The organism is Glutamicibacter sp. NPDC087344 (assembly GCF_044744225.1).
Classification (GTDB): domain Bacteria; phylum Actinomycetota; class Actinomycetes; order Actinomycetales; family Micrococcaceae; genus Glutamicibacter.
The window spans coordinates 166,166-185,929 of record NZ_JBIUXY010000001.1 but is presented as its reverse complement, the minus strand read 5'-3'; the positions used below and the strand labels follow the sequence as shown (position 1 = coordinate 185,929).

16 protein-coding genes and 3 tRNA genes are annotated in these 19,764 nt (G+C 54.7%); 17 read left to right on the top strand and 2 right to left on the bottom strand.

All coding sequences use genetic code 11. The annotated features are described in order from the left end of the window. The first annotated feature begins 104 nt into the window (after positions 1-104). The 8 genes from gltX (at position 105) to thiL (ending at position 7,349) form a co-directional block, all read left to right on the top strand. Positions 105-1,610 (top strand): glutamate--tRNA ligase, encoded by a 1,506-nt coding sequence (gene gltX / locus ACIOWL_RS00880; protein WP_400380494.1) that lies wholly within the window; start codon positions 105-107, stop codon positions 1,608-1,610. A 17-nt stretch (positions 1,611-1,627) separates the two neighbouring features. Next, complete coding sequence (locus tag ACIOWL_RS00875) at positions 1,628-2,392, top strand: HAD family hydrolase (RefSeq protein ID WP_400380491.1); 765 nt, start codon at positions 1,628-1,630, stop codon at positions 2,390-2,392. A 109-nt stretch (positions 2,393-2,501) separates the two neighbouring features. Next, positions 2,502-2,573: transfer RNA gene (locus ACIOWL_RS00870), tRNA-Gln, on the top strand. A gap of 48 nt (positions 2,574-2,621) precedes the next feature. After that, positions 2,622-2,697 (top strand) — tRNA-Glu (locus ACIOWL_RS00865). A 35-nt stretch (positions 2,698-2,732) separates the two neighbouring features. Continuing rightward, positions 2,733-2,808 (top strand) — tRNA-Glu (locus tag ACIOWL_RS00860). A 94-nt stretch (positions 2,809-2,902) separates the two neighbouring features. Further along, the gene (locus ACIOWL_RS00855; RefSeq protein WP_400380489.1) at positions 2,903-4,675 is read left to right on the top strand and encodes a dynamin family protein; all 1,773 of its coding nucleotides are present in this window, start codon (positions 2,903-2,905) and stop codon (positions 4,673-4,675) included. Next, the gene (locus ACIOWL_RS00850) at positions 4,668-6,311 is read left to right on the top strand and encodes a GTPase (protein WP_400380486.1); all 1,644 of its coding nucleotides are present in this window, start codon (positions 4,668-4,670) and stop codon (positions 6,309-6,311) included. Before ACIOWL_RS00855 ends, ACIOWL_RS00850 begins: the two co-directional genes overlap by 8 nt. Positions 6,312-6,317: 6 nt before the next feature. Next, the gene (gene thiL / locus ACIOWL_RS00845) at positions 6,318-7,349 is read left to right on the top strand and encodes a thiamine-phosphate kinase (protein ID WP_400380484.1); all 1,032 of its coding nucleotides are present in this window, start codon (positions 6,318-6,320) and stop codon (positions 7,347-7,349) included. 7 nt (positions 7,350-7,356) lie between these two features. Here thiL and ACIOWL_RS00840 read toward each other — a convergent pair whose 3' ends face one another. Continuing rightward, entirely contained in the window at positions 7,357-8,094 is a 738-nt protein-coding gene (locus tag ACIOWL_RS00840; RefSeq protein ID WP_400380481.1) for an IclR family transcriptional regulator, read from the bottom strand. Positions 8,095-8,207: 113 nt separating this feature from the next. On the opposite strand from ACIOWL_RS00840, the gene leuC reads away from it, so the two are divergent. The 6 genes from leuC to ACIOWL_RS00810 all read left to right on the top strand — a co-directional run bounded on the left by leuC (position 8,208) and on the right by ACIOWL_RS00810 (position 14,841). Further along, complete coding sequence (gene leuC, locus ACIOWL_RS00835; RefSeq protein ID WP_400380479.1) at positions 8,208-9,656, top strand: 3-isopropylmalate dehydratase large subunit; 1,449 nt, start codon at positions 8,208-8,210, stop codon at positions 9,654-9,656. Between the two features lie 14 nt (positions 9,657-9,670). Continuing rightward, positions 9,671-10,276 (top strand): 3-isopropylmalate dehydratase small subunit, encoded by a 606-nt coding sequence (leuD, locus tag ACIOWL_RS00830; RefSeq protein WP_400380476.1) that lies wholly within the window; start codon positions 9,671-9,673, stop codon positions 10,274-10,276. A 300-nt stretch (positions 10,277-10,576) separates the two neighbouring features. Then, positions 10,577-11,896 (top strand): UDP-N-acetylglucosamine 1-carboxyvinyltransferase, encoded by a 1,320-nt coding sequence (gene murA / locus ACIOWL_RS00825; protein WP_400380474.1) that lies wholly within the window; start codon positions 10,577-10,579, stop codon positions 11,894-11,896. A 13-nt stretch (positions 11,897-11,909) separates the two neighbouring features. Beyond that, positions 11,910-12,698, top strand: a complete 789-nt coding sequence (locus tag ACIOWL_RS00820; protein ID WP_400380471.1) for a lysophospholipid acyltransferase family protein — start codon at positions 11,910-11,912, stop codon at positions 12,696-12,698. Continuing rightward, positions 12,695-13,729, top strand: a complete 1,035-nt coding sequence (locus ACIOWL_RS00815) for an NAD(P)H-dependent glycerol-3-phosphate dehydrogenase (protein ID WP_400380469.1) — start codon at positions 12,695-12,697, stop codon at positions 13,727-13,729. Before ACIOWL_RS00820 ends, ACIOWL_RS00815 begins: the two co-directional genes overlap by 4 nt. Beyond that, positions 13,729-14,841 (top strand): D-alanine--D-alanine ligase family protein, encoded by a 1,113-nt coding sequence (locus ACIOWL_RS00810; protein WP_400380467.1) that lies wholly within the window; start codon positions 13,729-13,731, stop codon positions 14,839-14,841. The genes ACIOWL_RS00815 and ACIOWL_RS00810 overlap by 1 nt, the downstream gene beginning before the upstream one ends. A 99-nt stretch (positions 14,842-14,940) precedes the next feature. Here the strand turns inward: ACIOWL_RS00810 and ACIOWL_RS00805 are convergent, their stop codons facing one another. Then, on the bottom strand, positions 14,941-15,462 hold the full coding sequence (locus tag ACIOWL_RS00805) for a DUF3515 family protein (protein WP_400380464.1): 522 nt from the start codon (positions 15,460-15,462) through the stop codon (positions 14,941-14,943). A 66-nt stretch (positions 15,463-15,528) separates the two neighbouring features. Between ACIOWL_RS00805 and ACIOWL_RS00800 the strand changes: the two genes are divergently transcribed. The 3 genes from ACIOWL_RS00800 to ACIOWL_RS00790 are packed head-to-tail and all read left to right on the top strand — an operon-like array spanning position 15,529 to position 19,756. Beyond that, on the top strand, positions 15,529-16,587 hold the full coding sequence (locus ACIOWL_RS00800) for an LCP family protein (RefSeq protein ID WP_400380462.1): 1,059 nt from the start codon (positions 15,529-15,531) through the stop codon (positions 16,585-16,587). Positions 16,588-16,608: 21 nt separating this feature from the next. Next, complete coding sequence (locus tag ACIOWL_RS00795) at positions 16,609-17,577, top strand: DAK2 domain-containing protein (protein WP_400380459.1); 969 nt, start codon at positions 16,609-16,611, stop codon at positions 17,575-17,577. Then, positions 17,567-19,756 carry an ATP-dependent DNA helicase RecG gene (locus ACIOWL_RS00790; protein WP_400380456.1) on the top strand — a complete coding sequence of 730 codons (2,190 nt, stop codon included), beginning with the start codon at positions 17,567-17,569 and terminating at the stop codon, positions 19,754-19,756. The genes ACIOWL_RS00795 and ACIOWL_RS00790 overlap by 11 nt, the downstream gene beginning before the upstream one ends. Positions 19,757-19,764: the final 8 nt, after the last annotated feature.

Genomic DNA, 19,764 nt, shown 5'->3' with positions numbered 1-19,764 from the left:
TCACTTTGGTGGCACCGCACTGGCTCCCGGTCTCAGAATGTGACCGGGAGCCTTCGCATTAAGCGTCAGCCTCGATGAGCTGAAGGCATAGAATAGGAACTATCATGACTGATCTTTCGCTGATACCTCCCGTGACCGAAGGCACTCCCGTTCGCGTCCGATTCTGCCCATCGCCTACTGGCACTCCTCACGTCGGCCTGATCCGTACGGCCCTCTTCAACTGGGCCTACGCCCGCCATACTGGTGGCAAGCTGATTTTCCGCATCGAAGACACCGACGCGAAGCGTGATTCCGAGGAAAGCTTCAACCAGGTGCTTGATGCCCTGGACTGGTTGGGTATCGATTGGGACGAAGGCGTCAATGTCGGGGGCCCGCATGTGCCCTACCGCCAGTCGCAGCGCGGTGATATTTACCAGGACGTGATCGCTAAATTGCGTTCCGCTGGCCACGTATACGAGTCGTACTCGACACCAGAAGAAGTTGAGGAACGCCATAAGGCCGCCGGCCGTGATCCAAAACTGGGATACGACAACTTTGACCGCGAGCTGACAGAAGAGCAGATCGCAGCGTTCAAGGCTGAAGGCCGTGAACCTGTATTGCGTGTGCGGATGCCGGACGAAGACCTCACCTTTACCGACTTGGTTCGTGGGGAAATTACCTTTAAGCCTGGAACCATTCCGGACTACGTGGTTGTTCGGGCCAATGGCCAGCCGCTGTACACCTTGGTGAACCCAGTTGATGACGCACTGATGGGTGTGACTCACGTTCTTCGTGGTGAAGATCTTCTGTCTTCCACTCCGCGCCAGATTGTCCTCTACGCGTTGCTGCATGACATCGGTGTTGCACAGTACATGCCACGCTTCGGGCACCTCCCGTACGTCATGGGTCAGGGCAACAAAAAGCTCTCCAAACGAGATCCTGAATCAAGCCTATTCTTGCACCGGGACCGCGGTTTCATCCCCGAGGGCCTGCTGAACTATCTCGCACTGCTGGGATGGTCGCTGAGCGCGGACCAGGACATCTTCAGCAGCGATGAATTGGTCAAAGCCTTTGACGTGACCGACGTACTCTCAAACCCGGCGCGTTTTGATGTCAAGAAGGCCGAGGCCATCAACGGCACCCACGTGCGGATGTTGGAGCCAACTGACTTCCGTAATCGTTTGGTGCCATACCTGCAGGCCGCAGGCCTCGTTGGCACCGAGCTGAGCGAGCGCGAAAACGACATTCTGGATCAGGCGGCTCCGCTGGTGCAGGAGCGCATCACCCTTCTGGGTGAGGCGGCGGAGATGCTTGAGTTCCTCTTCAAGAACGATGATGAAATCGTTGTGGAGGAAAAGGCACTCAAGGGTATGCCTGCGAACCTCGAAGAGGTTGTCAGTGCTTCTCTCGAGGCACTTGAGGGTGTGCAGGACTGGAACGCTGAAGAGATCCAGAATGCCCTGCGAGATAAGTTAGTGGAGCAGATGGAACTGAAACCACGCCAGGCCTTTGGGCCTGCCCGCGTAGCAGTTTCCGGCAAGCGTGTCTCGCCACCGCTATTCGAATCTATGGAAATCTTAGGTCGCGAATCGAGCCTTAATCGTCTTCGTGCCTTTGGCGCCACTCAGTAGTTCGAGGCTCAATTTTCGTGAGTGAAACGCACAACACCCTGGATGGTTCAGCCATTGAATCCATCCAGGGTGTCCTTTTTGACATCGACGACACCCTAGTAGATCTGCATTCAGCGGCCATTGAAGCATTTGAGAAGAATACCCGTCAAGACCTTGGCGAACTGGATGCCACCACGCATCGTCGGGTTGCGCTCGCTTTTGCGGATGATCAAGCCGGAGCCTACGAACGTTACATGGCCGGGGAGCTTACGTTTTTAGAACAGCGTGAAGTCCGACTGCAGCATGCCTATGCCTTGGTAAATGCGGAACCACCACGGGGCGAGGCATACATCTCCTGGGCATCAATATATGAAGGCGATGTGCGCAGCCACTGGCGCCCATTTGAGGACGTTCTTCCGCACCTTGCCGAACTCCGAGAGATGGGAGTTCCGTTCGGCGCAGTGAGCAATAACATCGAATCGTATCAGCGCACCAAACTAGAAGTTGCAGGGTTATCCGAAATCAAAATTGTCATTGGTTCGGATACCGCTGGAGCGCCCAAGCCAAACGCAGCACCGTTTCTTGCCGGATGTGCACAGCTTGGAAGTTCTCCGGAGCGGACCCTCTACGTGGGGGATAACCGCGTTAACGATTACGTAGGCGCGAAAAATGCGGGACTGCTCGCGGTCCTTGTAGATAGGGGCGGAATCCATGAGGACTTCTCAGGCCTTCGAATTCGAAACCTGTGGGATCTGGCGGAGTTAATCCGCACTGATTCGGGTAGATTTCGCTTTTCCGCCTGAGGCGAGCGTCGATTTGTCTTGATCCTTGAACGTCGGTATAGTTAAATCTCGTGCTGAAGCGATCAGACTGAATTGAAATATCAATTTAGTCTGAACGTCCAAGTCATAGTGGGATATGGTGTAATTGGCAACACAACGGTTTCTGGTTCCGTCATTCTAGGTTCGAGTCCTGGTATCCCAGCGCTTCATCAAAGAAATTTGATGAGCTAAGAAGAAATTCTTGGCATACGGCCCCATCGTATAGCGGCCTAGTACTCCGCCCTCTCACGGCGGCAACACGGGTTCGAATCCCGTTGGGGTCACCAAGCATTCTTCGCAGGCCTCCCGCAAGGGAATATACGGCCCCATCGTATAGCGGCCTAGTACTCCGCCCTCTCACGGCGGCAACACGGGTTCGAATCCCGTTGGGGTCACCAAACAAGCCACAGATAAATCTGTGGCTTGTTGTATATCAACCCAAATCTGTCGATGTGTTTCAAATTACCTCCTGTCATAGGGCAAGATGGTCACATGGAGGCAAAACCGGAGTCCCTTGCTGCAGGTGGTGCAGCTGCACCTGACGGATCAGATTATGCTGTGCAGACCATCAAACACCTCGCTGCACTTAGCTCGTCTCTGGAACGGCTTAAATTTCTCCAAGCAAAATCGCAGCCGACACTACCAAGTGAGCAGCTGAGGAAAAAGAGTCTTCATCAGATTACGGACTACATTCTTGCCCGGGTGGAAAATCTGCATGCGCCACTGCTGATCGTCGTCGGCGGATCCACTGGTGCAGGAAAATCTACGCTGGTGAATTCGCTGCTGGGCGAGACCATAAGCCCATCTGGCGCTGTGCGGCCAACGACTCGTATGCCGGTCCTTGCCTATAATCCGGCAGATGAATCGTGGTTTGCGAGTCAACGAATTCTCACCGCGCTCAAGCGCTTAAAATTCTCCGGCGTCAAAACTGACGGAGCACTATCCACTGAACCAGCAGTGCAGCTTGCTCCACACCCAAAGATCCCTCAAGGGATCGCTATGATTGACGCTCCTGACGTTGACTCTATCTCAGATGAGAATCGAGCACTGGCCGTTCAACTACTCAACGCAGCCGACCTGTGGCTTTTCGTCACGACGGCCAACCGGTATGCAGACGCGTTGCCTTGGGACTTACTCACGGAAGCTGGAGCACGGGACATTACGGTCAACATCGTGCTCAATCGAGTCCCTGCCGGTGCCGAAGTTGAAATCTTGCCTGATTTGGAGCGTTTGCTAGCTGAGAGAAACCTCGGATCCTCTGCTGTACATGTCATTCATGAGACCGTCTTGGGGCAGGACAGACTATTAGTACCAGAGCTTGTTGATCCGATTTCGAATTGGTTGATTTCCCTGGCTGGAGACGCAAAAGAACGCCGGCGGATTGCAGCGCAGACCTTGGACGGTGCACTCAAACGGACACTCGCTGACGTGAATGAACTCTACGCGGAGGTTCAAGATCAGGAAGTTCAGCTAAACGAGCTGATGCTGGCAGTTGATCAACGATTCGACGGCGCGATGGACGAGGTGAAGCTCGCGCTAAAAGATGGGTCGTTGCTCCGCGGCGAAATCTTGGCTCGCTGGCAGGATTTTGTGGGTGCCGGTGAGCTGCTGCGCGGGCTAGAGGGTCGTGTTGGACGCATCCGGGATCGTATAGGTTCATTTTTTTCGGGCAAGCCACCATCAAGCCATCGGGTTGAGGAAGCCATCCAGGCCGGCCTGCATTCGATTTTTGTCGCAGAAATTACCTCGGCGGTTCAAGATCTTGACCGGAGCTGGAGGAATACTCCCATCGGGTTGGAGCTTCGAAGTGAACTCCCAGCGCCGCGTCCTTCCGAAGACCTGGACGTCCAAGCAAGTACTGCCGTGCGGGAATGGCAAAAAGACGTCCTGTCCATGATCCGCGAAGAAGGGGCAGGCAAACGGAAAACCGCGCGCATGGCCGCATTTGGAGTCAATGGCATAGCGGTCATTCTCATGATTGTTGTTTTCGCTTCCACAGCTGGCTTGACTGGTTTGGAACTTGGAATTGCCGGCGGCTCAGCGGTCATTGGTCAAAAGTTATTGGAAGCCATCTTTGGAGAAGATGCCGTCCGGCGGATGGCTACTAAAGCCAATGGCATGCTTGAAGAACGAGCGCGAGCGCTCATTGAAAGCAACGCGGAACCGTACCGGATGGCCATCAGACACCATCAACAACCTGATGAGGTGCAATCGCTTGCCGAGTTTATTCGTTCCCAGGGCGGAAAGGGCGTAACGAATGAGTGAACGCAAAGTTCTCAGGGCGCATTCACATCTCAATTCGCAGATTGAGGCCATCACTGAGGCAATGGAAATTGCTGAACCGTACCTTGACCCGGAAACCGTGAACTTCGCTGCAAACGTTGTCTCCCACGCCGCAGACAGACGGCGTCTTTCCGCCGAACATGTGGTTGTGGGACTGTTCGGAGCTACGGGATCGGGAAAGTCCAGCCTCTTTAACGAGTTGGTTGGAGCCCCGCTCGCTCGCACGGGCGTGATCCGACCAACAACCACAAAAACTGTCGCTGCCATTTGGCAAGCAGAAGGCTCTGCAGAGTTGCTTGATTGGCTAGAAGTGGATGGCCGGCACATCATTGATTCCGGCTCTGGCTCCGGCAATAATTCACTCGGCAAAATTGACAGCGGGGGGCTCATCCTCTTGGATCTTCCCGATATGGATTCAACGGCTGTTGAGCACCATGTCATTGTTGACCGCCTTGCGGGGCAAGTCGACGTCTTGCTCTGGATTCTTGACCCGCAGAAATATGCCGATGCGTCGATCCACCAAGGGTTTCTGGATGCGCTGGGATCCTATGAAGGCAATGTGCTGGTGGTGCTGAATCAGATCGATCTTGTTGATCAACCAAGCCGTCGAGAAATCCAGAAGTCTTTGAACACAATTCTCGGCCTTGACGGGTTCAAAGATCTGGAGATCCTGTTGGCTTCTGCCCAGACCGGCGAAGGACTTGATGCCTTGCGTCACAAGATTGCGAAAGTGTCCGAAAACAAGGCACTGTCGATTCGTCGGCTTAAAGCCGATGTGGATCAAGTGATACATCAGCTGGCCTCCGAACTGGATGCCAGTGGAGCGAGAGTCCCCGGCAAATTGGAACAAGCTGAACTTGAAGAAAAAATTGCTGCTGCCCACGGTGTGCGCCTGATCTCTGAAGCCGCTGAGACCTCCTACCTGCTGCGCGCCGCAAACCATACCGGCTGGCCACTGACCAGCTGGTTGCTTCGATTCCGCAGAGACCCGCTGAAACGAATGAATCTTGGGCGAAACCACGATCAACCCGAGCTAGTGATGACCTCACGGCCCGCGCTGTCTGTGGCCCAGTCCGCAAGCGTTAAACAGGCGACTAACAAGTATGTCGGCTTGGCCTCGGACGAAATGCCCGACGGCTGGTCCGATGCGTTGAGATCCCAGGTATCTCACCGAATGGGAAGCCTGGAACAAGATATTGATCAAGCAATTGCCACGACAGACCTTGCCGCCGAACAAAAATCTTGGTGGTGGCCACTGACGCGTTTCCTTCAATGGTTATCTATTGTCGTTGCGTTGGGTGGAGCGCTTTGGCTTGGAGCTCTAGCGTTCGCGGGATACCTGCAAATCAACCTGCCCGCACCGCCAAGAGTCGAGGGAATTGCAGTTCCTACCTTGATGCTCGCCACTGGGTTACTCTTTGGTATCGTTCTTGGCATCTCAGGTTCATTTCTCAATCGAATGGTCGCTAAGATGAAAAGAAAGCGCATTCAACGAAACCTCGAACGCTCGGTCGCGGGAGTAGTCCGTGAGATCATTGTGGATCCCGTCGCCGCGCAAGTGGATCAATTCAATAGCTATGCGGGCCTTATCTATCAGGCCGCGAAGAAAGCCGATTAATATTCCGTGACGAATCACCCAGTGAAAAAGCTCCCGACGGTTGGCGACCTAGGCGAGCAAGGAATTCTTGATGTTATCTTGCCGTTGCTGGACTCCAGCAAGGCGGCGCTCGGACCGGGTGATGATGCCGGAGCCCTCGCTGTTTCGGGTGCTGAAGTCATTGTGTCAGTTGATACGCTCGTTCAAAATCAAGACTTTCGACTCGTCTGGGGCAGTGGTTTTGAACACAAGGCTTTTGACATTGGCTGGAAGTCAATTGCCCAGAACGTTTCCGATATTAATGCAATGGGCGGCGTTCCCACCGGTGCTGTCATTTCATTGTCTTTGCCTCAAAACACAACTATTCAGTGGGTCAGGGACTTCGCCAAGGGAGTCTCGGCGGCCGTTGAAGGGCTTGGCGCTCAGCGTCTATCGATCATCGGCGGGGACCTGGGAAAGGCCTCGGAGATATCTGTGACTACAACGGTCTTCGGTGAGTGTGAATTCGGAAAGATCCTCAGAAACGGTGCCAAGCCTGGCGACCGTCTTGCAATAGCTGGCCGCGTGGGATCTGCAGGAGCCGGCCTGGCGATACTCGACAGTGACAAACAGTGGGAGAACTGGAACCGCTCGGTGGCACGAATCGCTGATTCCCAGTGCAAGCCGACGCCACCTCTTGAATCGGGCCCACGGGCAGCGCAGGCCGGTGCCAGTGCAATGTTGGACATCTCAGATGGGCTGATTCGTGATGCATCACGATTGGCAAAGGCCAGCGCCGTTAACGTCAATCTGAAGTCCGCGGTACTGAAAAAATTTGCTTCGCGTCTAGATCCTGCCGCCACCTTGCTGGGTATTGATCCAATGTCATGGATCTTGGACGGCGGGGAAGACTTTGGACTGTTGGCGACCTTCCCGCAAGACGTCAACATCCCCGAGGAATTCACCGTGATAGGTGAAATCAGTGCTCAAGCTGGGCGCCGTGCCCTCGTTAAAGTTGATGGGCACATCGTTAACGGATCGCGAGGTTTTGACCATTTTCCGGTAGCCGCGGACCGTTAGACCCCGGCTAGCCTAAGCTTCCTGGACGGTCAGACTGAACCCTGAGGAGATCTGATAGTTCGTTCGCCGCGGCAACAACAACTTCGTGAAAAATCTTGCCCGGCTGACGTGTCAGACGTTCAATAGGTCCTGACATGGATAACGCGGCGATCACTCGACCGGATTGTCCGCGGATAGGCGCGGACACTGAGGCAACTCCGGGTTCGCGTTCTCCCAGAGATTGCGCCCATCCGCGCCGGCGAACCCCGGCAAGAATGGTTGGGGTGAATCGTGCATGATGCAGACCGTCAATCATGCGTTCGTTATCTTCCCACGCTAAAAGAACTTGTGCAGCAGAGCCTGCTTTCATGGACAGCTGAGTTCCTACCGGGATGGTGTCTCGCAAACCGACAGGGCGTTCCGCACTGGCAATGCAGACGCGGAAGTCACCTTGTTTACGGAAGACCTGGGTGCTTTCACCCGTTTGATCTCGAAGCTTGAGCAGTACAGGACCCGCTGCGCTCACCAAACGGTCCTCGCCGGCAGCACTGGCAAGCTCGACAAGACGACTACCCAGCTCGAATCGTCCATGCATATCCCGCCCCACAAAACCGTGGTGCGTGAGTGATTGAGCGATTCGATGAACGGTGGGCCGGGATATCTGTGTCAGCTCCACCAGCTGCGAAAGCGTGGTTGGGCCATTCTCTAACGCATTGAGAATGGCGGCCGCTTTGTCGAGTACACCTACACCGCTACCTGTTGTCATATCTCAATTCTTGCGTCTCAGTATTTGAGATTCAAGTCCGCATACTGGAAATGTCATTCTGTGAAGTGTCACAGTTGAAGTATCAAAAGTACGTAGCTTGAGGAGTGTGTCGCATGTCTACCACACAGTCGCCACAGACACTGGCCGAGAAGGTCTGGAACGCACACGTAGTGCGCCGTGGAACCGGTGAGGGCGAATCTCGCCAACCGGACCTGATTTATATTGATCTCCATCTGCTGCATGAGGTCACCTCACCGCAGGCATTTGAAGGTCTTCGGCTTGCTGGGCGTCAGTTGCGTCGCCCGGACCAGACTATTGCCACCGAAGATCACAACACTCCCACGCTGGATATCGACAAGCCCATTGCTGATCTGACCAGCCGTACCCAGATCAACACCTTGCGAGAGAACTGCAAAGAGTTTGGGGTTCGGTTGCATTCACTCGGTGACAAAGAGCAGGGTATCGTCCACGTGGTCGGCCCGCAGCTCGGGCTCACCCAGCCGGGTATGACCGTGGTGTGCGGCGACTCCCACACCTCGACCCATGGTGCCTTTGGTGCCTTGGCCTTTGGTATCGGCACGTCTGAAGTTGAACATGTGATGGCTACTCAGTCGCTGAGCCTGAAGCCATTCAAGACCATGGCCATCAACGTTGAAGGCACCTTGAAGCCAGGGGTGACCGCTAAAGATATCATCTTGGCGGTAATTGCCAAGATCGGCACCGGCGGTGGCCAGGGATACGTACTTGAATACCGTGGGTCCGCCATCCGCGCGTTGTCCATGGATGCCCGTATGACCATCTGCAACATGTCAATCGAAGCTGGCGCTCGCGCCGGAATGATTGCACCGGATCAGATCACGTTTGATTACGTTAATGGACGTCCTCACGCACCGCAGGGTGAGGACTGGGATGCTGCGGTTGAAGACTGGAAGCAACTGCATTCAGATGAAGGTGCTCGGTTTGATTCGGAAGTATTCCTGGATGCAGATGAATTGGAACCATTTGTCACTTGGGGAACGAACCCGGGCCAGGGTGTCTCATTGTCGTCTAGGGTTCCAACCCCAGAAGACTTTGAAGATGAAAATGATCGCAAGGCCTGCGAACGCGCTCTGGAGTACATGGGGCTAACCGGTGGCACCCCGATGAAGGAGATCCGTGTTGACACGGTTTTCCTTGGGTCCTGCACGAACTCGCGTATGGAAGACCTGCGCGCCGCGGCCGCTGTTGTTCAGGGTAAAGAAAAAGATCCCAACGTTCGTATGATTGTTGTCCCGGGATCAGCTCGGGTCCGTTTGGAAGCTGAGGCTGAAGGCCTTGACCAGATCTTTAAAGATTTCGGTGCGGAATGGCGATTCGCCGGATGCTCCATGTGCCTTGGCATGAACCCGGATCAGCTTGCTGAGGGAGAGCGTTGCGCCTCGACCTCTAACCGCAACTTTGAAGGACGTCAGGGCAAGGGTGGGCGCACCCACCTCGTCTCACCGCTGGTGGCCGCGGCAACCGCCATCCGCGGTACCCTGTCTTCGCCAAGCGATCTCATCAACACTTCGGTAACGGTCTAGGAGGGATCACCGTCATGGAAAAGATTGTTAGCCACACCGGAATCGGTGTACCACTGCGTCAGAGCAACGTGGATACTGACCAGATCATTCCCGCTGTTTATCTGAAGCGCATCACTCGAACTGGCTTCGAAGATGCCTTGTTTGCCGGCTGGCGTCGGGATGAGAACTTCATCTTGAACCAAGAGCCATTCAACGCCGGCTCGGTGCTGGTTGCCGGGCCAGACTTCGGAACTGGATCTTCCCGTGAACACGCAGTCTGGGCTTTGAAAGACTACGGTTTTAAAGCGGTCATTTCAGCACGTTTTGCTGACATTTTCCGCGGCAACTCGGGCAAACAGGGGTTGGTTGCCGCCGAGGTGGCCCAGAGCGACATCGAGTTGATTTGGAAAGAGCTGGAAAACAACCCAGGTACCCAGGTCACCGTAGACCTTGAATCGCGTACGGTACAGTGCGGCTCGATTTCAGCCCCGTTCCAGGTGGACGACTACACTCGGTGGCGTTTGATGGAAGGCCTGGACGATATCGGTCTGACCCTCCAGCATGAAGAGGACATTACGGCGTTTGAAGCCCTGCGCCCTTCTCACAAACCAAAAACGCTTCCAGCGCGTTTCGCAGACTAAGGGGGACTCATTAGCATTGGCAGTTCATTCTTGATGCTGCTGAGCTGAGGCTCCTGTGACGGCTCGTTTGTCATTCAACACAAACTATTGTGCTGAATGCGAACGAGCCGTTTCACGTTTACGCGGTCGGAGACAGGTTTGCCCGGAATCAAAGGCTGAAAGCATGCTCACAATCCCTGCGCCACGCGTCTAGCGGTCCCTTTTCATGCTGGCTAAGGCGGTATGCTTACTTAGTCCTGCTTGTTTGAGGCTTAGAGGCTAAAGCAGGAAATAACGACTACGCGATGAGGTATTTCATACATGGGTAAGATCCTGACGATCCATGGCGGTGTGCCACTAGAGGGCACCGTACGAGTCGGTGGAGCCAAGAACCTGGTTCCCAAGGCCATGGTGGCTGCGCTGCTAGGCGACACGCCGTCGGTGCTGCGCAACGTGCCAGAGATCAAGGATGTTACCGTTGTTCGCAGCTTGCTGGAGATCCACGGGGTCAAGGTTGAGCAAGACCCGGAAACCGGCGACCTCACGATGGATCCCAGCCAGGCGAAGTCGGCGTCCAATCAAGCAATTGACGCCCACGCCGGAGACTCACGCATCCCAATCCTTTTCTGTGGTCCGCTGATCCATTCACTCGGTGAAGCCTTTATTCCAGACTTGGGTGGCTGCCGCATTGGTGACCGCCCCATCGATTTCCACCTCGAAGTGCTTCGTGAATTCGGAGCCGTCGTGGACAAGGCAACCGACGGCATCCGTATTTCAGCACCATTGGGCCTCAAGGGCGCAAAGCTGAACCTCAAATACCCAAGCGTTGGTACCACCGAGCAGGTGCTGCTGTCTGCGGTCCGGGCAAAGGGTGTCACCGAAGTCAGCAATGCTGCCATTGAACCTGAAATCTTGGATCTCATTTCACTGCTTCAAAAGATGGGTGCAATCATTTCGGTGCACCGAGACCGTGTGATTCGCATTCAGGGCGTCGACAAACTGAACGGCTACGAACACACAGCTCTTCCCGACCGCAACGAAGCAGCTTCGTGGGCATCCGCCGCATTGGTCACCCGCGGTGACATCTTTGTCGAAGACGCTCAGCAGCGCGATTTAACCGCTTTCCTCCACGTCTACCGCCAGATCGGTGGGGAATTTGAAGTTAAATCAAACGGCATCCGTTTCTACCACCCAGGTGGCGACCTGAACCCACTGATCCTCGAAACGGATGTGCACCCGGGCTTCATGACCGACTGGCAGCAACCGCTGGTAGTTGCTTTGACCCAGGCCAAAGGTGTTTCCGTCATCCATGAAACGGTGTATGAAAACCGTTTCGGATTCACCGACGCGCTGGTTCGTATGGGTTCCACCGTTCAGGTGCATACAGACTGCCTTGGATCCACACCGTGCCGATTTGAACACAGAAACTTCAAGCACTCCGCCGTGGTGGTTGGCCCCGCAAAGTTGGTTGGGGCGGAGATTGACGTTCCAGACCTGCGTGGTGGATTCTCGCACTTGATCGCAGCGCTGGCTGCAGAAGGCACAAGCAAGGTCACCGGTATTGAACTTATCAATCGTGGCTACGAGCACTTCATGGACAAGCTCATTGCGCTTGGCGCCAATGTTGAACTGAGCGAATAGAGGATACCGGTCCGTGGTTAAGATTCAGGCACCCGGCGAGAGCACACGTACCAAGATCGTTTTTAACGTTCTGGGAAATATTGTCCGCCCGCTCATGAATTCTTTGATGGGGAAAACGTGGAAAGGTTTCGAGAACCTTCCGCAAGGTGGATATATCCTATGCCCTAATCATTTGACCGAGATCGATCCGCTAGTTGTTGGACATGCGGTCTACAGCAATGGCCGCCTGCCGCGCTGGATGGCCAAAGAATCCCTGTTCAAGCCGCCTGTACTCGGGTGGATCCTGAGGGAAACCGGACAAATCCCAGTGGCGCGAAGCGCTGCGGGTGCGGGGGACTCCCTGAAGGCTTCCAAAAAAGTTTTGGATGCCGGGGGAGTCGTGGTGATTTACCCGGAAGGCACCTTAACGCGTGATCCCAACTTGTGGCCAATGGTCGGCCGTACTGGGGCAGCTCGTTTGGCATTGCAGACGGGTGCACCGGTAATTCCCATGGCTCATTGGGGTGACCAAGAACTGTTGCCTCGGTATTCGAAAAAAATGTACCTGTTTCCCCGAAAGCATGTGACCGTTTCGGTTGGCCAGCCAGTGGATCTTGACGACTTGCGTCATGGTCCACGAACCCGCAAGGTTCTGGAAGAGGCAACTGACCGTATTATGGCTTCAATCACGGGACTCCAGGCGGAGATCCGTGGTGAAGAGCCGCCACATAAGCTTTGGGATCCAAGTGAGCACGGCCAGGCGCGAACAGGCCGCAGCTTTGAAAATCCAGACACGTCAAAAACGTCGAAAGAAGAATCGTGACCAAGCCTTTACCACGCAAAATCGCCGTCATGGGTGCCGGAAGTTGGGGAACAACTTTCGCAAAGGTGATGGCAGACGCCGTGGCCGAGCACGAGATTTCGGTTCAAATTTGGGCGCGCCGGGAAGATGCCGCTCAAGAGATCAACGGACGACATACGAACTCGCGTTACCTGCGCGAGACGAAGCTTCCTTTGAACATCACTGCGTCTTCAAACCGCCAAGAAGTTCTTAGCGGTGCCGACCTAGTTGTTCTGGCAATACCAGCACAGTCTCTGCGTGCAGAACTGCAGGGATTTAGAGAATACCTAGAGCCAGGCGCTGTGGTTCTTTCGTTGATGAAGGGTCTTGAGCGCGGTACAGACCTGCGGATGAGTCAGGTCATCGCGGAAGTTGCAGCTCTTCCCGACCACCAGATCGCCGTATTGTCCGGCCCAAACCTGGCGATGGAAATTGCCCGTGAACAACCAACTGCCTCGGTGGTGGCGTGCACGGATGAGCCAACGGCGAACTGGATCGCCCAGCTTTGTTCGGCCCCATATTTCCGTCCCTACACCAACGATGACGTGTTGGGTGTGGAACTCGGTGGCATCGTGAAAAACATTATCGCGTTAGCCGTCGGCATGTGTGATGGCATGGGCATGGGGGATAATACCAAATCCACCGTCATCACCCGGGGCCTTGCCGAAACTACTCGCCTAGTTTTGGCCTTAGGTGGGCGACTGGACACCTTGGCGGGACTCTCCGGTTTGGGTGACCTGGTGGCCACTTGCTCGTCCTCACTCTCACGAAATAACACTGCTGGACGGCTCTTGGGCCAGGGGCTTTTCCTCGACGAGGTTAATGACCGCATGTCCCAAACCGCCGAAGGCATCAAGTCTGCACGCGCGGTGTTTGACCTGTCCAGATCGTTTGATGTTGAGATGCCTATTACCGAGGCCGTGGTGATGGTGCTCGAAGGAACGCTGAGTGTTGAAAACATGGCGCAGCGTCTGCTGGCTCGCGAACTGAAGTCTGAAGGAGAACTGCAGTAATGACTGAACGCAAACCACGGGTTCTGCTCTTGTTTGGTGGCCGCTCTTCCGAGCATTCGGTATCTTGTGTGACGGCGGCTGGAGTCATGCACGCAATCGATAGAGATCGTTTTGAGGTTGTGCCGGTAGGTATTACGCGTCAGGGCGAATGGACCTTGCTGACCGAAGACCCGCAGGACTGGGCCCTGAATACTGGAAGTCTTCCGGAAATCTCAGATGTCGAGAATCCCGTGCAGCTGTCGACCGACCCGAACAAAACTTCTCTGATGTCTTTGTCGAAATCGATAGTTTCGGAACTCGGTGAAATTGATGTCGTGTTCCCACTGCTGCACGGCCCTTTCGGGGAAGACGGTTCGATCCAGGGAATGCTGGAAATGGCCGGTGTTTCCTACGTTGGTTCGGGGATCGCCGCGAGCGCCATGGGCATGGACAAACACTTTATGAAAGTCGTCTTCGCCAACGCGGGCTTCACGGTTGGCCCCTATGAAGTCATCACCAACAAACAGTGGTTGCGAGACAGCGAAGCTGCCCTGCAACGTTGCGATTCGTTAAATTACCCCTTGTTCGTTAAGCCGGCCCGCGCCGGTTCATCGGTTGGTATCACCAAGGTGGATGTTCCCTCGGACCTGCGGGCGGCCATTGAGGTTGCACGCCGTGAAGATCCCAAAGTCATCGTCGAGCAGGGGATTGTCGGCCGTGAAATTGAATGCGGTGTCCTCGAAGGCCGCGGTTCATCCCATTCGCGCGCATCGCTGCCAGGAGAAATCGCAGTCGCAGCTAACGGGCACACCTTCTATGACTTCGAAGCCAAATATGTAGACGGAGCAGCCGCGCAATTAAGCTGCCCCGCTGATCTCAGCGACGAAGCCACGGCGCAGATCCGCGAACTGGCAGTCAAGGCATTTGATGCAATTGATGCGGAAGGTCTTTCGCGTGTTGATTTCTTCTACACACCAGAAGGTGAGTGGATTATCAACGAAATCAACACCATGCCCGGATTCACTCCTTCCAGCATGTACCCGCAAATGTGGGCTAAGACGGGGATCGAGTATCGGGAGCTCATTGATGAGCTCATTGCCCTGGCTTCCGAACGGAAGATCGGCTTGCGCTAACTTGAGAATGGTACAAACAAGCGTCGGGCAACTTTCCATTAGCGGAAAAGTTGCCCGACGCTTGTTTAGTTTGATGTTTCGGTAATCCGTGGAGGAACGCTAGAGTGTTTCGTCCTTTTGGATACTGACACATTTTTTCTCGGCGGGTATCCGTGAAGCGGCGTCAGATAGTGTCGCAAGCACCGTGCTCGACGGGATGACCTGCGGATCCATGACGATCTCCGTTGCAGGTGTGCGCCCGTAGGTTGTCAGCGTCCAAATACCGTTCTCGCCCTCGTGCGCGATCCAATCAACATTGTTGACGGACACGCAGGGATCGGTGGTCGGTCCGGGGACCTCGACACCGCAGCGCAGCACCAGCTGGGAAGGATCGCCCCATGCGGAGGTAGCCTGCGATGAGGTTTGCCGACGCTCGGCATCCCCAACAACTTCGGGAAGAACTACCATCATTTCTGCACACAATGGATTGGCTGCGTCTGCTGCGGCATCAACCGATGCGATCGACGTACAAGATGCAAGAGTTGGTGCGACTAACGAGATTAATGCGACCAGGGACACAGTTCGGCCAAATTTTCGATTAAGTTTTGGTGACGGTTCCGGGTTCAAGCTGATTTTGGACACGTTCCAAGGGTACCGTGCCATTCTGATAGATAAGATGGTTTGAGTTGAAACTGTGAAAGGTAGCATATGTCATTCGAAGAACAACCTACACGTTCGCGTGCCAAGAAAAAGAAGCGCACCGGTCGGGTAGTCCTTCTGAGCGTTCTGTCGTTGGTGGTTATTGCGGCACTTGTTGCTGGTGGCTACGCATGGAACCTCGGACGTACATTCAATGACAACAGCCAGAAGCTGGAGAACGCCTTCCCTGCGGAAGAAACTCGTCCGGAGGTCAAGAAGGAATCTGAGGATGCGTTGAACATTCTGCTGCTGGGTAGTGATACCCGTGCAGAGCGAGACGAGGACGAGCAGGGTGAAGATTTCGCCACTCTTCCGAATGGTGGCCGTTCGGACACGATGATGCTCGTACATATTCCATCTGACCGTTCAGGTGTTTACGTTACGTCCATCATGCGCGATACGTGGCTTGATCTTCCAGGAATTGGCGAAGCGAAAATCAACCGAGCTTTTGCCAGCGGTGGTGTAGCGAAGGCCGTTGAAACCCTTGAAGGGCTTTTCGGGGTGCGAATCAATCACGTGGCTTCCGTTGACTTTGAAGGCTTCAAAGGCCTCACCGACGCCGTGGGTGGTGTAACTGTTAACAACCCCATTGCATTCCGTCCAGTACACAACAAGAGCTTCTACTTCCCTGAAGGAGAGCAGAAGCTTAACGGCGAGGAAGCGCTAGCTTTTGTTCGTGAGCGTAAGGCCTTCACTGGGGCTGGGGGCAGCGACTACCGCCGTGTGAAGAATCAGCAGTTGTTCGTCAAGGCTCTTCTCGGACAGATCCTGTCCAAGGAGACATTAACGAATCCGCTGAAGATCCAAGATGTTGTTTCGGAGTTTGCGCCGTTCGTTGCAGTTGATGACACGCTAGATGCCGGCAAGGTTGTTGAAATTGCTTCATCGATGATCAATGTCAGCACCAGCGATATGGAATTTTTCACCCTGCCGAACAACGGACCTGGCCGTTCAGCCGATGGACAGTCGATTGTCATCCCAGATATGGATACGATTAACAAGTTTGGTGAAGCACTCCAGAACGACACGGTTGATGAATTCGTAGCATCTACCGATTTGTCCCAGTAGGCGTTGAAGGAATAACAATTTATGACGACCCAGAAACTTGATACGTCGGTTCGCGCTATTCGTCATTGGCTGGCGCGCAGTGTCAAGAGCCTGGGCAATCATTCAGACCGGCTCAATGCCATCAACATCTTTCCTGTGGCCGACGGAGATACTGGGAGCAACCTGTACCTTACCGCGCGTGCTGGCCATGATGCGGTCAGCAAACTGGAAAGTGACGACATTGGTGGTTTCCTGGAAGTTGCCGCACGCGCCGCCATGGAGTCGGCGCGCGGCAACTCGGGGACTTTGTTGGCCGTATTCCTCAGCGGGCTCAGTGAGCCGTGGCAGGGTCAGGAACGATTGACCGCGCCACTACTTGCCTTGGGCCTTGAGCGGGCCAAGGTCCGTTCGTGGTCTGCGCTGAGCGAACCTGTTGAAGGCACCATGCTTTCGGTCATCAACGCATTGGCTCTGGCGGCGGCTTCAACCTTGATGCATCTGAAGGTGGACCGAGATAGCCGCGCGGCTCTTGATACCCTGTTGACGCAGATGACCCAGGCCGCGCGCTTGGCCGTCAAGGGAACCGAAAGCGAACTCCCTAGCCTCGTCAAGGCCGGTGTGGTGGATGCCGGGGCGGTGGGCATGCTAGTTATTATCGACGAGCTTTGCGCTGCCATTCGCAATGAACATACCGATTTTGAAGACTATGAACGTTTCAGTGGCTACAGTGTGCAAGACCCGCACGTTCATTTTGATGCCGAAGTAGCTGAGGGTGTTGAGGTGATGTGCACCGTCACCTTGAACGCATTGGGTGCGGCCACCTTGCGTGGCCAGTTGGACGCACTGGGCGATTCCGTGATCATGTCGCCTGTGAACCAGATTGATGAGGATACCTATCGTTGGAGGGTGCACGTTCACGTGGCGGATTCCGAGGCTGCGCTTGATCTGATTCGCACGCAGGGCAACCCAGTAAATATCAGCGTCACCGATCTTTGCATTCATGACGGCTGAGTCAACGGATCAAGGATTCGAGGGCCTGGAACTTGCGTCCGTGCTCGGTGCCAAGAATGCTTCGGCACTTGAAAAGGCTTTCGGCTACGGTACTGTCGGCGAGTTTTTGCACCATTTTCCGCGGCGATACGTTGAGGTCGGGCAGCTAACCCCGATTTCCGAACTTCCTTTCGACGAGCATGTCACGGTGGTCGCCCAGGTGGTGAACATCAGCCAACGGCAGATGCACTCACGCAAAGGTTTCATCTTTGAAGTCACGGTAAGTGACGAATTGGGTGATGCCGGCCAAGAACTGAAAATGACGTTTTTCAACGGTTACCAAGCACGTACAGACTTGTTGGTGGGCACGGTTGCCATGTTCAGCGGCAAAGTAGGTTGGTATCAGGATCATCTCCAGCTGAATCAACCGGACTATGCGATTTTGGACGAAGCGTCTCAGGCAGATCCGAAACCAATCCCGATTTATCCAGCCTCTGCCAAGATGCCTAACAAGAAGATCCGAGATTTGATGGCTCTTCTTCTAGACCAGATCACGGAAGAAAACCTCCCCGAATTCCTCCCAGCACAACTCCTCGATGCGCATCACTATCCTTTGCGACATCAGGCATACCTCAATCGACATTTCCCTCGCGAGGTGAAATTCGCTTACGTTTCGCGTCAACGTTTCGCATTCGAAGAGGCGTTTTTGCTGCAGCTTTCATTGGCAGAGCGAAATCGCCAACTGGGTACCCAGCATTCGGTGGCCAGAAGACGGCATCGTGGCGGTCTCGCTGACAAGTTTGATGCCCAGCTACCGTTTGTCCTGACAGAAGACCAGCAACGTGTTGGCGAGGAAATCAGCCAAGATTTAGAGCTGAACCATCCGATGCATCGATTGCTGCAGGGTGAAGTGGGTTCCGGTAAGACGATTGTAGCCTTGCGGGCCATCCTCCAAGTGATCGATGCCGGAGGTCAGGCAGCACTGCTGGCTCCCACCGAAGTACTTGCCGCACAGCACTATGCCTCGATCACCAAAATGCTTGGAACACTGGCGGATCCGGGACTCTTTGGCGAGGGTGAGGGCACCGGAGTCGCTTTGCTGACGGGATCCGCAAAAACTGCTCAACGGCGCGAAGCTCTCCTCGGTATCGCCAGTGGCGAGACCGGACTTGTTGTGGGCACCCACGCACTGTTGAGCGACCATGTGCGATTCGCGGAACTAGGACTGGTGGTGATCGATGAACAGCACCGCTTTGGTGTTGAACAACGTGACGCACTGCGGGCCAAGGCCAACGACTCGGTACCCCATACCCTGGTGATGACGGCAACCCCAATTCCCCGCACTGTGGCCATGACGGTCTTCGGCGACTTGGATACCTCGACAATCAAGCGACTACCTGTAGGCAGGGCGCCAATCTCAACCCACATCGTGCCGATGCAGCTTACGGGTTACAGGAACAGACTGTACTCTCGAATTCGTGAGGAGGTTGGCAAAGGCCATCAGGTCTATGTCGTTTGTCCACGGATTAGTGACTCGGCCGGTGAGCAAGGAGTTTTACTGGCCAGCTACGAGGACACGACGGGGCAGTCCATGAGTGTCGAAAAAATGCTTGAACTGTTGCAAGGCTTGCCTGAGTTTGAAGGCATTCGTATCCAGGGGCTGCATTCGCAGTTAGACTCCGTCGACAAGCAAGAGGTGATGGATGAATTCGCGGCGGGACAGATTGATGTTCTGGTCTCGACCACCGTGATCGAAGTGGGCGTGGATGTTCACAATGCCACCTTGATGGTCATCATGGACGCAGAACGATTCGGCATATCCCAGCTGCATCAGTTGCGCGGTCGTGTAGGGCGTGGCGGTCTTCCCGGAACATGTTTGTTGTCGACATGGTTAGACGCGAGCCACCCCTCGGTAAATAGGCTGAGAGTCATCGAGTCGACGATCGATGGTTTTGAATTAGCCGAAGCTGACCTTGCTGAACGCAAGGAAGGAAACATTCTCGGTGTTCAGCAGTCAGGCAGTCAATCTACCCTGCGTGAACTGAGTATTATCAGGGACCGCTCATTAATCGAAAAAGCCCGGGATGACGTCAAGGTATTGATGACCTTACCCGATTGGCGTGAGAGCTATCCGTTGCTTCTCAACGCGGCCAAGAACTGGGTTGACGAGTCCACCCGTGAATTTCTAAACAAGAACTAAACGAAAGC

Coding starts and splice junctions, on each gene's coding strand:
- gltX (WP_400380494.1), top strand. CDS start 105: ATGACTGATCTTTCGCTGATACCTCCCGTGACCGAAGGCACTCCCGTT.
- ACIOWL_RS00855 (WP_400380489.1), top strand. CDS start 2,903: ATGGAGGCAAAACCGGAGTCCCTTGCTGCAGGTGGTGCAGCTGCACCT.
- ACIOWL_RS00850 (WP_400380486.1), top strand. CDS start 4,668: ATGAGTGAACGCAAAGTTCTCAGGGCGCATTCACATCTCAATTCGCAG.
- ACIOWL_RS00840 (WP_400380481.1), bottom strand. CDS start 8,094: ATGACAACAGGTAGCGGTGTAGGTGTACTCGACAAAGCGGCCGCCATT.
- leuC (WP_400380479.1), top strand. CDS start 8,208: ATGTCTACCACACAGTCGCCACAGACACTGGCCGAGAAGGTCTGGAAC.
- leuD (WP_400380476.1), top strand. CDS start 9,671: ATGGAAAAGATTGTTAGCCACACCGGAATCGGTGTACCACTGCGTCAG.
- murA (WP_400380474.1), top strand. CDS start 10,577: ATGGGTAAGATCCTGACGATCCATGGCGGTGTGCCACTAGAGGGCACC.
- ACIOWL_RS00810 (WP_400380467.1), top strand. CDS start 13,729: ATGACTGAACGCAAACCACGGGTTCTGCTCTTGTTTGGTGGCCGCTCT.
- ACIOWL_RS00800 (WP_400380462.1), top strand. CDS start 15,529: ATGTCATTCGAAGAACAACCTACACGTTCGCGTGCCAAGAAAAAGAAG.
- ACIOWL_RS00795 (WP_400380459.1), top strand. CDS start 16,609: ATGACGACCCAGAAACTTGATACGTCGGTTCGCGCTATTCGTCATTGG.
- ACIOWL_RS00790 (WP_400380456.1), top strand. CDS start 17,567: ATGACGGCTGAGTCAACGGATCAAGGATTCGAGGGCCTGGAACTTGCG.